The organism is Pusillimonas sp. (genome assembly GCF_029263785.1).
Taxonomy (GTDB): Bacteria; Pseudomonadota; Gammaproteobacteria; order Burkholderiales; family Burkholderiaceae_B; genus Pusillimonas.
In genome coordinates, this window is the sequence record NZ_JAJUFE010000066.1 from 1 (window position 1) to 13,244 (window position 13,244).

At 58.3% G+C, this 13,244-nt stretch carries 11 protein-coding genes; 1 reads left to right on the plus strand and 10 read right to left on the minus strand.

Translation table 11 applies throughout. The features are described 5' to 3' along the window. On the plus strand, positions 1 to 369 hold a 369-nt coding region (locus Q1J88_RS11795), incomplete at its 5' end, for a flagella synthesis protein FlgN (RefSeq protein WP_301117912.1). 14 nt (positions 370 to 383) lie between these two features. On the opposite strand, the gene flhF is transcribed toward Q1J88_RS11795, so the two are convergent. The 10 genes from flhF to Q1J88_RS11845 all read right to left on the minus strand — a co-directional run bounded on the left by flhF (position 384) and on the right by Q1J88_RS11845 (position 13,138). Continuing rightward, on the minus strand, positions 384 to 2,708 hold the full coding sequence (flhF, locus tag Q1J88_RS11800) for a flagellar biosynthesis protein FlhF (protein ID WP_301117913.1): 2,325 nt from the start codon (positions 2,706 to 2,708) through the stop codon (positions 384 to 386). Then, a complete protein-coding gene (gene flhA / locus Q1J88_RS11805; protein ID WP_301117914.1) occupies positions 2,705 to 4,816 on the minus strand; it encodes a flagellar biosynthesis protein FlhA in 2,112 nt (703 codons plus the stop codon). Before flhA ends, flhF begins: the two co-directional genes overlap by 4 nt. After that, positions 4,813 to 5,973, minus strand: a complete 1,161-nt coding sequence (gene flhB, locus Q1J88_RS11810; RefSeq protein ID WP_301117916.1) for a flagellar biosynthesis protein FlhB — start codon at positions 5,971 to 5,973, stop codon at positions 4,813 to 4,815. The genes flhA and flhB overlap by 4 nt, the downstream gene beginning before the upstream one ends. Positions 5,974 to 6,147: 174 nt before the next feature. After that, positions 6,148 to 7,674, minus strand: coding sequence for a methyl-accepting chemotaxis protein (locus Q1J88_RS11815; RefSeq protein WP_301117917.1), 1,527 nt, complete (start codon positions 7,672 to 7,674; stop codon positions 6,148 to 6,150). 46 nt (positions 7,675 to 7,720) lie between these two features. Next, entirely contained in the window at positions 7,721 to 8,359 is a 639-nt protein-coding gene (cheZ, locus tag Q1J88_RS11820) for a protein phosphatase CheZ (protein ID WP_301117925.1), read from the minus strand. 23 nt (positions 8,360 to 8,382) lie between these two features. Further along, positions 8,383 to 8,772, minus strand: coding sequence for a chemotaxis response regulator CheY (cheY, locus tag Q1J88_RS11825; RefSeq protein ID WP_301117919.1), 390 nt, complete (start codon positions 8,770 to 8,772; stop codon positions 8,383 to 8,385). A gap of 42 nt (positions 8,773 to 8,814) precedes the next feature. Continuing rightward, positions 8,815 to 9,873 (minus strand): chemotaxis response regulator protein-glutamate methylesterase, encoded by a 1,059-nt coding sequence (locus Q1J88_RS11830; RefSeq protein ID WP_301117920.1) that lies wholly within the window; start codon positions 9,871 to 9,873, stop codon positions 8,815 to 8,817. Between the two features lie 65 nt (positions 9,874 to 9,938). Continuing rightward, the gene (locus tag Q1J88_RS11835; RefSeq protein ID WP_301117921.1) at positions 9,939 to 10,778 is read right to left on the minus strand and encodes a CheR family methyltransferase; all 840 of its coding nucleotides are present in this window, start codon (positions 10,776 to 10,778) and stop codon (positions 9,939 to 9,941) included. A gap of 7 nt (positions 10,779 to 10,785) precedes the next feature. Next, positions 10,786 to 12,534: a methyl-accepting chemotaxis protein gene (locus Q1J88_RS11840; RefSeq protein WP_301117922.1), complete on the minus strand. Its 1,749-nt coding sequence runs from the start codon at positions 12,532 to 12,534 to the stop codon at positions 10,786 to 10,788. Between the two features lie 100 nt (positions 12,535 to 12,634). After that, positions 12,635 to 13,138 carry a chemotaxis protein CheW gene (locus tag Q1J88_RS11845; RefSeq protein WP_301117924.1) on the minus strand — a complete coding sequence of 168 codons (504 nt, stop codon included), beginning with the start codon at positions 13,136 to 13,138 and terminating at the stop codon, positions 12,635 to 12,637. Positions 13,139 to 13,244: the final 106 nt, after the last annotated feature.

The following is a 13,244-nucleotide window of genomic DNA, read 5'->3' on the forward strand; positions in this document are numbered from 1 at the left end:
CCCGATAACTTCGACGCGCTCAATGCCACCACCTCCCAGAAAAACACCTGTATCGAGCAACTCGTGGCTGCAGGCAAAGATCGGGAACTGGTCTTGAAACAGATGGGTTTTACTGCTGATCGCGCCGGTCTTGAAGATGCCGTCAGCAAGCACCCCAAACTTCGCAAGACCAGTCAGGAGCTCATTGCTCTGGGCGAGAACGCCAGCGCACTCAACGCTGCAAATGGCGCGGCGATCGACACGTATCTCAAACACACACAGCAAGCTCTGCAGGCACTGCAACCACTGGTGGGCGGCACCAGTTTGTACGACGCCAGCGGCCGCCCAGGTGCTGTCAAGGGCCAGCGCAAGACCATTACCGCCGGCTAAGGGCAAAAAAAACGCTAATGCCTGCCGCCGGCCGGAGTTTCGGTCAGCTCCCTGATAGCGAACAGCCTTGAGAGCAAGGCCGGCAAGTCGACCGCACGTATCTTCCTGCCCCCTGCCATCGCCTCGAGCGCATGCCACACCGAATTGCGTTGTTGTGCGGCTTGCCAGATTGCCAGGCCCATCTGCACCGCGGTCGCAGCGACCTCATCCATGGCATGACTCGCCCTGCAGCCTTGCAAGGTATCCCAGACTCCTGACGTGAGTCGCGCGGCGGTCCGGGCTTCGTATCGGAGAACCAGCCAGATAGCCAGGGCGTCCAGAGCATGCGGCTCGGCGACAACACCATTCAGTGCGTGCAGAGTCTGTAATACTCTGCCATTTCGGCGGTCGATCAATCGCAGCGACACTTGACGAACCGGCAACGGTTCCGAGCCCCGCAGTGGTAACTTGACGGCGCTTTCTGCAGCCCACACGGCGATATGCTGGCGGGGAAGCTCGCACAGCGTGGTCTTGTCCATACGCGACAAGGCCGAGTCAAGACATCGATAGTCAAGCGTCTTGGCGTTTGCGTTTACCGTGGTAGTGGTTCCATCCACTTCAATGCGAGTGGCGGGTGTCGCAATTGCCAGCCAATGCAAGGCACGCTTGGTCAGCTCACGTAAAAGCACCTGACCCGGATAATCAAAGATATGCAGCACCGAAGATCCCACTGCAGCCTGATTCAAATAGTCAATCTGGCGTCGAAGCCGCAAGGCGGCCGGCATTGGCTGAGGACCAGAGGAACCATCCGAGGCTTGCCAGCCACCGCCCACCGTCCATTGCCGCCATGGCGTTGTAAGCGCCTGACCCCGTTCGGCCATGAGGGTCAGGGCGTGAAGACGCCCTTCATCCAGCTTTACCGATACCGCATCATGCAGCGCGAGCATCCATTCCTGGCCTAGCAATGCCAGTTCATTGCGTGCCGCAACAATGGGTCTGGGGCCCGGCGCTGCGCTGGTATCGCCGGTAGCGACACGGCGCCAACGCGCATACGCACTCGAATACGCCTCGCTGGCATCCAATTCACTGAACGCGGCATTCAAGTCATCTACACTCAAAGATTGCGCAGCGCCCCCCGCCAATGCCAGCAAGCCTGGACGCAGAGCCTGCGAAGCGGAAAATGTTTTCGAGTGGCTTGCCGCCTGCTCGGGCGGAGCTGCCATCAAGGCCGCCAGATCCGCGGCACTGGGCGAAAACAGCGCCGACGCGGGTTGAGATGGTGTCAGCGCTTGATCCACCCAGGTTTCAGCATCCAGAAACGCCAGGTCTTCGGGCACCTTCTGGCCGGTTGATGCGCAATGTATGGGCAACTGATACCGGATGGCAATATCCAGGGCGGGCCCGGGGCGTGCGCTTTCATCAAGTTTGGTGACAATACAGCCTTCGGGCCGGGAGCCTCCATCAGTCGTGTAAGCACGCGCCACCTCGTCCAGCGTATCGCCCTGGCTGGCGGCGTTCAATACCAGCAAGCGTTTTACCGGTCGAGGAAGGCCACTCAGCATCGCTGCCTGTTCACCAACAAAGCCGTCACGCTGACTGATACCGACATTATCAATAAGAATTCGCGTGTCCGGGCTGGTTGCTTGAATCAATTGTGCAAGCTGCGCACGGTCCTGGGCCACATGAACCGCAACCCCCATCATGCGTCCGTAAATGCGTAGCTGCTCATGCGCCCCAATGCGATAGGTATCGGTCGTAATGAGCACCAGGCTGGAGGGGCCGTATTTGCGCACGCATCGCGCAGCAAGTTTCGCCACAGTGGTGGTTTTGCCCACGCCAGTCGGCCCGACCAGCGCGATCAGGGCTCCTGGCGCCCACAAGGTGTCTTCGTCGTCGAGCACGGGCAGATGCGAAACGAGTTCCTGGCGACACCACTGCATGGCGGCACGCAGATTCGTGGACTCTGGCAGGCGCTTCAACATGGCGCGCAAAAGCGCCGTGCTGAATCCCATGGCCATCAGCTTCTGAAATACAGTTACCGCAACCGGCGCCTTCCGTAACTGCGAACCCCATAACAGCTCATCGAATCCGTTCTCGAGCATTCCCTTCATGGTGCCCAGGACCTGCATGAGATCGGCTGGACTAACGGAAGGTTTGGGGGTACTTGCAGACGGAACCGGTGATGAAGGCTCTGCGGGCCGTGCCGGAGCAAGAGTTTCTATGGTTTGATCAGTGGCCAGAATCTCGACACCACCATTCACACGCCGGTTCGATACGATCAGCGCATCAGGACCCAGCGCCATGCGCACCTGCCGCATCGCCTCGCGGCTTGTAGCACCAAAAAATCGACTTACATTCATGAAGCACCGCCAATGACGGATGTGATACGCAGGACCCGTTCTTCGGGAATTTCAAAATTCGACAGGACACCCAATTGAGGCAGATGGTGACGCAGGAAGCGAGAGATGGACGCCCTTAGTGGTCCCGGAACCACAAGCACGGGTGTATCACCGTTGGCTTCCTGAGCTTGAACTGCGGCAACCGCATCCCTCAGGAGGCTGTCGGCCAGGCCCGGCTCGAGCGCACCACTGGTTGCCAATGCCTGCCCCAGAACGCGCTCGAGTTTGGGATCCAGACCAATAACGCGCAATTCACCGTCGCCCGGGAACCAGTGTTGCGTAATGGCCCGCCCCAGCGCCACGCGGGTAACCGCCAGCAACTCGCCGGGATCCGGCCCGGTACCGTTTGGATTGGCAGCGGCCAGCCTGGGCGCATGCTCGGCCAAGGTTTCGATAATGGTGCGCATGTCCCGGATAGGCACTTCTTCGCGGAGCAAACCACGCAACAGCTTCTGAAGCTGCGACAGGGTGACTGTCTTGGGCACAAGATCTTCCACCAGCTTGGGCGCTTCTTTCCCGACATGATCGAGCAGGCTCTGAACTTCCTGACGACCCAACAGGCTGTCACCATAACGATGCATGAGATGGTTCAGATGCGTGGCAACAACGGTTCCAGCATCAACGACTGTATACCCGGCAATCTGCGCCTGCTCTCGCATCGACACATCAATCCAGACGGCGGGCAGGCCGAAGGCGGGATCCGTCGTAGGCTGCCCCGGCAGCTTCATGGCCACTTCGCCCGGATCAATGGCAAGCCACTGATCCGGCATGGCCTGCCCCCTTCCTACCTCTACGCCGGACAATAGAATTCGATATTCGTTGGGCTTGAGTTCGAGGTTGTCGCGAATGTGCACGACGGGAGGAAGAAATCCGACATCCTGCGCATACTTCTTTCGAAGACTGCGAATGCGATGCAACAGTTCACCATTTTGTGCGTGGTCCACCAGAGAAATGAGACGGTAGCCGACCTCGAGTCCCAGCGGGTCGACCAAGGAAACATCATCCCAGCTGGCTTCCGCTGCCGCGGCTTCGGCGGCCTCCTGGTTCTTGAGCGGTTCCTGCGCACGGTCGAGCAACGCCGCCCGTTGACGCTTGTGCAACATCCAGCCTATACCCGTCAATGCCGATGCCAGCGCCAGAAAGGCAAAATGCGGCATATTCGGGATGGCACCCATGGCCGCCAGAATACCGGCGGTAATGAACATCACTGTGGGGTTGGCGAACAGCTGGTTAACCATCTGCTGGCCCACGTCTTCGTCGGTAGCAACACGTGAAACCACAACGCCTGCCGCTGTCGAAATGATCAGCGCCGGAATCTGGGCAACCAGTCCGTCACCGATGGTCAGCAAGGTGTACACGCGGCCGGCTTCCGAAAAGCTGAGCCCGTGCTGTGCCACGCCGACGATCAAACCGCCCACGATACTGATTACCATGATCAGCAATCCCGCCACGGCATCACCGCGAACGAATTTGCTGGCACCGTCCATCGAGCCGTAGAATTCGGCCTCTTGCGACACGTCTGCCCGGCGTCGGCGAGCCTCATCTTCGCCAATCAGGCCGGCATTCAGATCGGCGTCAATCGCCATCTGCTTACCCGGCATGGCATCCAGCGTAAAGCGTGCCCCCACCTCGGCGATACGGCCCGCACCCTTCGTGATCACGACGAAATTGATGATCACCAGGATGACAAACACGATAATGCCGACGGTAAAGTTTCCACCAACCAGAAAGTGACCGAAGGCCTCAATGACTTGTCCGGCCGCGTCCGGGCCTTTGTGCCCGTTCATCAGGACGACTCGGGTGGAGGCTACGTTAAGTGCCAGCCGCAATAAGGTGGCGAACAGCAACACGGCGGGAAACGCAGCGAAATCCAGGGGCTTCTTGGTGAACATCGCCACCAGCAATATCATCACTGCAAGCGAGATATTGAAGCTGAACAGCAGGTCGAGCACCACGGGTGCCAAAGGGAGGATCATCATGGCCATGACCATGAGGATCAGTATCGGCCCCGCCAGCATGCGCGCGTGCTGCATGCCGTCTGTTTTCAGAAGTGAGAAAATTTGATTCATGAAGTTTTCAGTTCCTGGCCGTTCTTATTCGCCGGATCCATGTCGGGCGGCACCGGCAGATCACCCGGCCGCTCCGGTGGCATCCCTATTCCAGGCTGCCAGGTACGCAACTGGTAAACCCAGGCCAGGACCTGGGCCACGGCGCCATACAGGGCAACCGGAATTTCCTGCCCGATTTCAACGTGATGATGCAAGGCACGCGCCAGGGGCGGCGCGCTAAGCAGAGGCACCTTGTGTTCTTGTGCAATCTCCCGGATCCGCGCGGCGACCAGTCCTGACCCCTTTGCCACTACCCGCGGAGCGCCTGTGCCCTGCTCGCTGTAGGTCAACGCCACGGCGTAGTGGGTCGGGTTGGTAACTACCACATCAGCTTTAGGCACTTCGGCCATCATGCGGCGGCTGGCCATGGCACGCTGCTGCTGACGAATTCGGCCCTTCACGTGAGGGTCACCCTCGCTTTCCTTATGTTCCTGCTTGACGTCCTGACGCGACATTCTGAGCTTCTTGAAGTGACTCCAAAGCTGCCAGGGCGCATCAATGGCCACCACCAGAATCAAGGCTCCCACGATCAGCGCGCAGCATAAGGCCACCAGACGCATTCCACCCGTCAAGGCTTCGGATGGCGTGGTGTGCATCAGCGCAATCATTTCCTCGCGATAGTTCCAGATGACGGCTGCGCCGATACCGCCAATGACTGCAGCCTTGGCCAGGGTCTTGATCAGCTCGATCAGGGTCTGCGCCGAGAACATGCGCGTTACGCCCTTGATGGGATTCAATCTTTCAAACTTGGGTTGTAGCGCCTTGGACGAGAAGACAAGCCCACCCAGTGCCACGGATGAAAAGATGGCAACGACGACGAGGGCACCAAACAAAGGCAGAAGACTTGTCAGGGCCTGAAAAGCGGATTTTGCAGCCGAAACCGTCATGACGCCGGTATCGCGGGCAACCTGAGGATCAAACCATAGCCCCGCGCGCAACACTCCCCTGAAGGAGCGGAACAGGTGCTCGCCCAGGAACCACAACATTGAAACGCCGCATGCCAGCAACAGGAATGTGTTGAGCTCGCGCGAACGCGCCACCTGCCCCTCTTCTCGCGCCTTTTCAAGGCGCCGGGGAGTGGCGGCTTCGGTTTTTTCGAGGTCGCTTTCCTCAGCCATTCAGTGTCACGCGCGCAGATTACCCATATTCACCCAAGATTCTAGTGATATGGGCTGCACACCGATTGGCGAAGCAAGGCCGTGAATACGGCCTTATTCAAAGTACCCGGTCGCACGCAACCCTACTGGTCAACGACCAGTACGGCCGGCACTTTATACCTTCAGCCGGCGCGTTTATTTGGAAGCGCCGAATTTCTCGTCAAAGTCGTTGTAGTCGACGCCAAGTCGTACGGCTCCCCAACGCCTGCCATCGATGTCCAGAGGCAGGGAAAGATCTGTGACGATGTCACCGGTATCGCGCATATGTGTCTGGCAAAGCACGCCACGAGGATTGCGAACCGCCGCCAGACTGAAGTCGTCTCCGAATATGCGCTTGTTCCGGACGTTGACCGTATCGTGCGCCACGTCGCCCGTCGGCTCCTGACAATAACGGGAGTTATGGGTCGGGCAGTAGCCATTTTCATCAAGAAGCACGGCATAGTGCCCTGCCGGTATTTCTGCCAGGATGCGGTCCAGTAGTGGCTGCAACCGGGGCTCAAGCGCCGAATCATAAAGCGTGTGATACCGAGGCGGATTGCTGCCGGCAATCTGCCTGTATTGCCGGTCGAAAATGTCCAGCCCCTCGGCCTGTGCCTCGCGCAGCAGCTTGACGCAAGACGAGCGCAAATGCTGCAAGACTTGGGTCAACCAGTCGAAAGGCGTGTTTCCGGTTCGAAGGGCGGTCAGTTGCCGTTGCAGACTTTCGGTCTTGTCGCGCACGCCCTGAACCTGGTCACTCATGGTAACCATACGGTTCTGGACCTGTGCGCTGAGAGTGGCGATTCTTGCAATCGCCTCGTTCATTTCCTGATTGGTGACGTTGACCTGCGCTACCGTTTGTGCGGTTTCTGCCATCCGCGCATCCATACGCTCAAAATCTGCGACGAAGCGGTCGAAATCGTTTCTGAATCCGGACACCACTTGTTCGGAACTGCTCATGTCCGCGTGGATTTCATCCGTACGTCCACGAGTATCAGAGACCAGCTCAAGGATTTCTCCGGCGTGCTGAACAATGTCGCCAGTGGCCGCATTGACGCGTTCGGCCAGTTTGCCGACCTCGGTCGCCACCACGGCAAAGCCCTTGCCCGCTTCTCCGGCACGGGCGGCTTCCACGCCGGCGTTGAGCGCCAGCAAATGGGTTTGCAATGCAATGTCCTTGATCAGCCGACTGGTGTCGTCGACTGACTGTGCGCGTTGACTGAGCTGGGCCACAACGCCCGAGAACACTTCGACCTGGCTGGCCACCCTTGTCACACGTTCGTGCAATTCGTTCAACTGGGATAGGGCCTGGTTCGCAGCGACAAGCTGGCTGCTGCAAGCCTGCGCCACTTCGGCAACACCTTCGGCAGTGTCTTGCGAAAGCGTCTCGATCTGATTGCCGCTGACAGCCAGTGCCTGCGCCTCGGCACTCTGTTCGGAAGCAAGCTGCCTGCACGCCTGAGCCTGACTATGAAGCCGCGCGGTGTTCAGGGCGATATCGATGGTGGACTCGCGCATGTTCACCAGACCACGGCGAACTGCTGTCAAAAGACGACCCAAGGGCCACGCGACGGGGCTTAACGTCCAAGCCCGGTCTGCGAATGTAGCCTTGCCCCGAGCAATACCGCTAACCAGCCGATACACACCGATTGTGCGTCGATTGCTTTTGCTCTTGTGCTTCATACAGCCCCCCTCCCAACGTACTTATAAAAGATATGGTGGTTCGACCTCAGAAACCGAGACTGGCCAGCAGGTCATCGACCTGGTCCTGATTGGCAACGACGTCAGGCTTGCCGGCCGGACTGGTTTGCGGGCCATTAAGCAAAGAATTGGTTTCCTCGCGCTTCTCTTTGGGAACGTTATCGATCAGAACCTTGACGAGTTCTTGCTCGATGGTGCCGATCACGCCCAGCATGCGCGTGATTACCTGGCCTGTAAGGTCCTGGAAATCCTGCGCCATGATGATTTCCAGGAGAAGATCAAGCGACTTCTGGGTATCGGCGGGAACGTCCTGCAACATGCTGCGTGTGTCATCCACGAGCTCACGGGCCTCGGACAGCTCGACAGGATGATCAAACCAGGCTTGCCAGCGCGCGTCCAGTTCGCGGGCACGCTTCTGCATGGTTTCCTGCAAGGGCTGAACGGCCTCGGCGGCATTCAGGACGCGGTTGGCAGCCTGTTCGGTCATGCGGGCCACGTAACCCAGGCGATCTCGAGCATCCGGTATGGCTTCCGCGGCTTCCTTGATGGCCTGATCCAGGCCCAACTCGCGCATGCTGTCGCGCAGCATGCGCGTCAATTGTGCAATTTTTCCGATAAGTTCTTCGGCTTCCATGCCACTGCTGGGACTGGTTCCTTCCGCCGACATAGTCATGATGATTTCCTCAATGGTCAAACGTTGAGTTTCTCGAAGATCTTGTTGAGTTTCTCTTCGAGGACGGCCGCCGTGAAGGGCTTCACCACGTAGCCGCTTGCACCCGCTTGTGCGGCAGCAATGATGTTTTCTTTCTTGGCCTCGGCGGTCACCATCAGAACCGGCAGCTTGGACAGGGCCGCGTCGGCGCGGATAGCCTTGAGCATGGTCAAGCCGTCCATATTGGGCATGTTCCAGTCAGAAACCACGAGGTCAAAGTTGTTGTTGCGCAGTTTCTCAAGCCCCATGACGCCGTCCTCTGCCTCGTCCACGTTCTCGAAACCGAGGTCCTTCAGAAGGTTTTTGATAATGCGCCGCATGGTCGGAAAATCGTCGACCACGAGGATTTTTATGGCTTTCTGTACCACTTGGATTCTCCAATTAACTATTTTTTATTCCGCCACCGAGACCTATACCCGGTGACCATACGCTCCGGCGCTTCGCAACAGCAGCTCACTGATTTCGGACAGGGGAACGGCCTGATCGGCCGCACCGATCAGCAAGGCCTCGCGAGGCATGCCAAATACCACACAACTGGCTTCATCTTGTGCAAAGGTTTGCGCACCTGCTTCTTTCATGGCCAAAAGCCCTTGCGCGCCGTCCTTGCCCATGCCGGTAAGTATCACGCCGACCGCGTTCTTGCCGGCGACCTGGGCGACGGAGTGGAACAATACGTCGACGGATGGCCGGTGACGGTTGACCGGTTCGCTGGGATCCAGACGAACAACGTAGTTGGCCCCTGAGCGCGCCAGCTTCATATGAGCGACGCCGCCTGGCGCAAGATAGACGTGTCCGGGCAACACGCGTTGGCCGTCCTCGGCTTCATGCACCTGCACATCACACAGGCTGTCCAGACGCTGTACGAAAGACCGTGTGAAACCGGCCGGCATATGCTGGGTGATCAGGATGGCCGGCGCGTTGGCGGGCATGGGCTCAAGCACCTGACGAATGGCTTCGGTGCCTCCGGTCGAGGCACCAATGACAATCAGCTTTTCCGTCGTAGAAAACAGCGGCTTGAGACGCCGCGGCGTTGCGGGGACGCCTGGGGTGACAGCCCTTGGACGCGGGCGGGACAAGGCGGCAGCCCGGATCTTGTCAGCGATGAGGTCGCTGTACTCGAGAAGCCCGTCTCGCAGTCCCAGACGGGGCTTGGTCACGAAATCGACGGCGCCAAGCTCGAGGGCCCGAATGGTGACTTCGGAGTTTCGCTCGGTAAGCGAAGACACCATCACGACCGGCATGGGGCGCAGGCGCATCAGGCGCTCGAGAAAATCCAGGCCGTCCATGCGGGGCATTTCGACGTCGAGCGTAAGCACATCTGGATTATGCTGTTTGATCAATTCGCGCGCGACCAGGGGATCGGGTGCGACAGCAACCACTTCCATATCCGGGTGGCTGTCGATGATCTCGGTCATCAGGCTGCGAACCAGAGCCGAATCGTCCACGCACAGAACGCGTATTTTCTTCATGCTCTGCACCCCATCAATGCGATAAACATCTGGCAAGGTCTCCGTAAATCTTTGGCTGCCGGGCCTTACGCCAAGGCATAAACCGTCTGGCCACGCAACCTGAAGGCCTTGGTAAGGTAGGTGAAGTTCTCGGAGTGTCCCGCAAATAGCAGTCCGCCTGGCTTGAGCATTGGGGCAAATCGCTCAAGTATTCGCGTCTGGGTTGGTTTGTCAAAATAGATCATAGTGTTGCGGCAAAAAATAGCGTCGAACTTTTGATTGCTTGGCCACGAAGGCGCGACCAGATTCAAGGGTTCGAACTCGACGATCTCTTGCAAGACCGGTTTGACTCGTACGAGACCGGACTTGCTGCCCTTCCCCCGATAAAAGTATTTTTTCAGCAGAGGCTCGGGCACAGGCTGGACTCGCTCCAGCGTATAGATTCCCTTGCGCGCCTTCTCGATCGCCTGCGTATCGATATCCGTTGCCCATACCCAGGGTTTGGGCTCTTTGGCCACGGTGTTTTCCAAAAGCGTGATGGCAATGGTGTAGGCTTCTTCGCCGGTTGAGGCGGCACAGCACCATACATGAACCGGATTGGAGCGGGTGCGGATGAAGTCGGCGAGAATTCCGAAATGATGGCGCTCACGGAAGAAGGCCGTATGGTTAATGGTGAATACGTTGACAAACGCGTCCCATTCTTCCGATTGAGGGTCCTGTTGCAGGCGTTTCAGATATTCAGTGGCACTGCTCAAGCCCATTTTGCGAACACGCAAGCCGATCATGCGCGCCGCCAGCTCCCGTTTGTGATCACCCAGAATGATCCCCGAGCGAACATGAAGCAGCTTGCCTACCAGAGCAAACTCTTCGTCCGTCAGCGAGAATTGCTCGGGAGCAAGCGACTGATACATCGGAAGACCGGTCATGGATTCCTTAGCCTTGCGGCGCTAACAATGGATGGCCCGACACTTCCGGCTCATCATGCTCGCCATCATGAGCAAGTTGAGGAGATTCTGAGTCTTGGGGGAATGGAACATCGATGATCTCTGCTCCACCGAGTTTGAACACCGACACGGCACTGGACAGGCGGCTGGCCTGATCCTGCAACGAGCCGGCAGCGGCAGCAGCCTCCTCGACCAAGGCGGCGTTTTGCTGGACCACAGTATCCATCTGGGCGACGGCCTGATTCACCTGTTCGATTCCGTCAAGCTGTTCATTGGATGCGGATGCGATTTCGGCCATGATGGTAGTGACACCTTCAATCGATGAAACCACATCGCGCATCACGGCGCCGGCCTGAGCAGCCTGACGGCTGCCCGATTCGATGGTTCCGACGGAGTCTTCGATAAGCGTCTTGATTTCCTTGGCGGCCTGCGCGCTTCGCTGCGCCAGGGAACGCACCTCTCCGGCCACAACTGCAAAGCCCTTGCCCTGTTCACCGGCTCGTGCTGCTTCCACTGAGGCGTTAAGTGCCAGAATATTGGTCTGAAAGGCAATTCCGTCGATAACGCCCACAATTTCGGCAATCTTTCCTGAGCTCGAGGTGATGTCGTCCATGGTATGAACCACCTGTTCAACAGCCTCGCCGCCCCGCTGTGCAACACGGGTGGCTTCCTTTGCCAGCCTGTCAGCCTGCAGGGCGTTGTCGGTATTTTGCTTGACCGTCCCGGCCAGCTCTTCCATGCTGGCGGCCGTCTGCTGAAGCGATGCGGCCTGCTGCTCGGTACGGGCGCTGAGGTCGGTGTTGCCGACGAAGATCTCGCGCGAGCCAAGGTTGATTTCCTCGACCCCCTCGCGCACCGCCGTAACGGTACGGGTGAGGCTCTCTTGCATGCGACGCAGCGCTGCAAACAGGACGCCTATCTCGTTCTGTGCACGTACTTCAACGCGTTGCGTCAGATCGCCGGCGGCAATACGGTCAAAGTGTGTGCCGGCCTGGCGCAATGGCCGCAACACAACACGATCGAGGAATATATAAGCCAGGATGGAAATGATTATCGAGGCAACGATACCGGCACCCACGAGCTGCAGGACCAGCATGTACTGTGCTTGCTCCTCGGCCTGGATCCGGTCAACCTCGGACTGCATGTACTTGTTGAAATCGGCCACCGCCGCGTACAGGTCAGACTGCATGTACTCGCCGGTGCCATCCTTGAACGCGTTGTAGCCGTCGACGTCACCGTTTTCCAGAAAATCGAACAACGGTTCGACCCCCCCATTCATCAGCGACGCGTAGGCGTTGCTCAAGCTCATGTAGACTCGATGATTCCGCTCGCCGGCCAAGGACAGAAAGCGTTCGAATGCAGCGCGTGAGGCGGCAAAATCCTTGCGTGCACCATCGATGAGCTGGTGTGCGGGTTCGCCGGTGGCGACAATGGGCGAAGCGTAGCCACGCGACTTCATCTCTTCAATCGCCTCGGCTTGCTGCGTGACCCGATCGGTCAGCAGGGCTTGAATCGCCAGGCCCATGGTGACCTGGATCGACTTGAAACGGTCGACCGACTCGTTCAGCGCGGCGCTGAGGTTCTGATTTCGCACCACATGCTCAAACGTCTGACTGTTGGCGCGCAGCGAATACAGGCCCAGCGCAGCGCCGACAAAAAGTGACACCACGAAGAATATAAGGACCAGTACCAGACTGGTCCGGACCTTCAGATTCTTGAACATGTTTAGACCAAACATCAAAACCCCTCCTCAAAACGTGTACGCGAAAGCGACCGCTTGCCGGCGCGCACGGCAACGACAATGTTGTATTGCACCCGGCGTGCGAGCATCGCCCGCGTCACACCATGGCGACCTGCTCTACCAGTGCCATCTCTGAACTGGTCATGAGTTTCTCGATGTCGACCAGGATAAGCATCCGTTCGCCTACCGTGCCGATTCCGGTCAGATATTCAGTCGAAAAAGCTGTACCGAACTGGGGTGCAGCACTCATTTGCGAAGGCTGCAGCATCAGGACATCCGAGACGCCGTCGACGACCACACCTACGACCCGGGAGGCGAGGTTCAGGATGACCACTACGGTCTGGTGGTTATATTCGACGTTCTCAAGATTGAACTTGATGCGCATGTCGACGATGGGCACGATGACGCCACGCAGGTTAGTCACACCCTTGATGAAGGACGGAACATTGGCAATACGCGTCACGCTCTGGCTGTCGTAGCCTCGAATTTCCTGAACTTTCAGGATATCGATGCCGTACTCCTGATTGGCCAGCGTAAAGACCAGGAATTCTTTGCCCGTGTCGTCCGCCTGTTCGGAACTGGCATCCACTTTATTAAGCATGGTGTTTTTCTCCGGTGAAACTGGTGGCCGTCACGGCCGGTTTGTTACGGGTCATTCGCAACAGGGCGAAGACGTCGACAATAAGAGCCACACTGCCATCGCCCAA

Coding starts and splice junctions, on each gene's coding strand:
- flhF (WP_301117913.1), bottom strand. CDS start 2,708: ATGAATGTAAGTCGATTTTTTGGTGCTACAAGCCGCGAGGCGATGCGG.
- flhA (WP_301117914.1), bottom strand. CDS start 4,816: ATGAATCAAATTTTCTCACTTCTGAAAACAGACGGCATGCAGCACGCG.
- flhB (WP_301117916.1), bottom strand. CDS start 5,973: ATGGCTGAGGAAAGCGACCTCGAAAAAACCGAAGCCGCCACTCCCCGG.
- Q1J88_RS11815 (WP_301117917.1), bottom strand. CDS start 7,674: ATGAAGCACAAGAGCAAAAGCAATCGACGCACAATCGGTGTGTATCGG.
- cheZ (WP_301117925.1), bottom strand. CDS start 8,359: ATGTCGGCGGAAGGAACCAGTCCCAGCAGTGGCATGGAAGCCGAAGAA.
- Q1J88_RS11830 (WP_301117920.1), bottom strand. CDS start 9,873: ATGAAGAAAATACGCGTTCTGTGCGTGGACGATTCGGCTCTGGTTCGC.
- Q1J88_RS11835 (WP_301117921.1), bottom strand. CDS start 10,778: ATGACCGGTCTTCCGATGTATCAGTCGCTTGCTCCCGAGCAATTCTCG.
- Q1J88_RS11840 (WP_301117922.1), bottom strand. CDS start 12,534: ATGTTTGGTCTAAACATGTTCAAGAATCTGAAGGTCCGGACCAGTCTG.
- Q1J88_RS11845 (WP_301117924.1), bottom strand. CDS start 13,138: ATGCTTAATAAAGTGGATGCCAGTTCCGAACAGGCGGACGACACGGGC.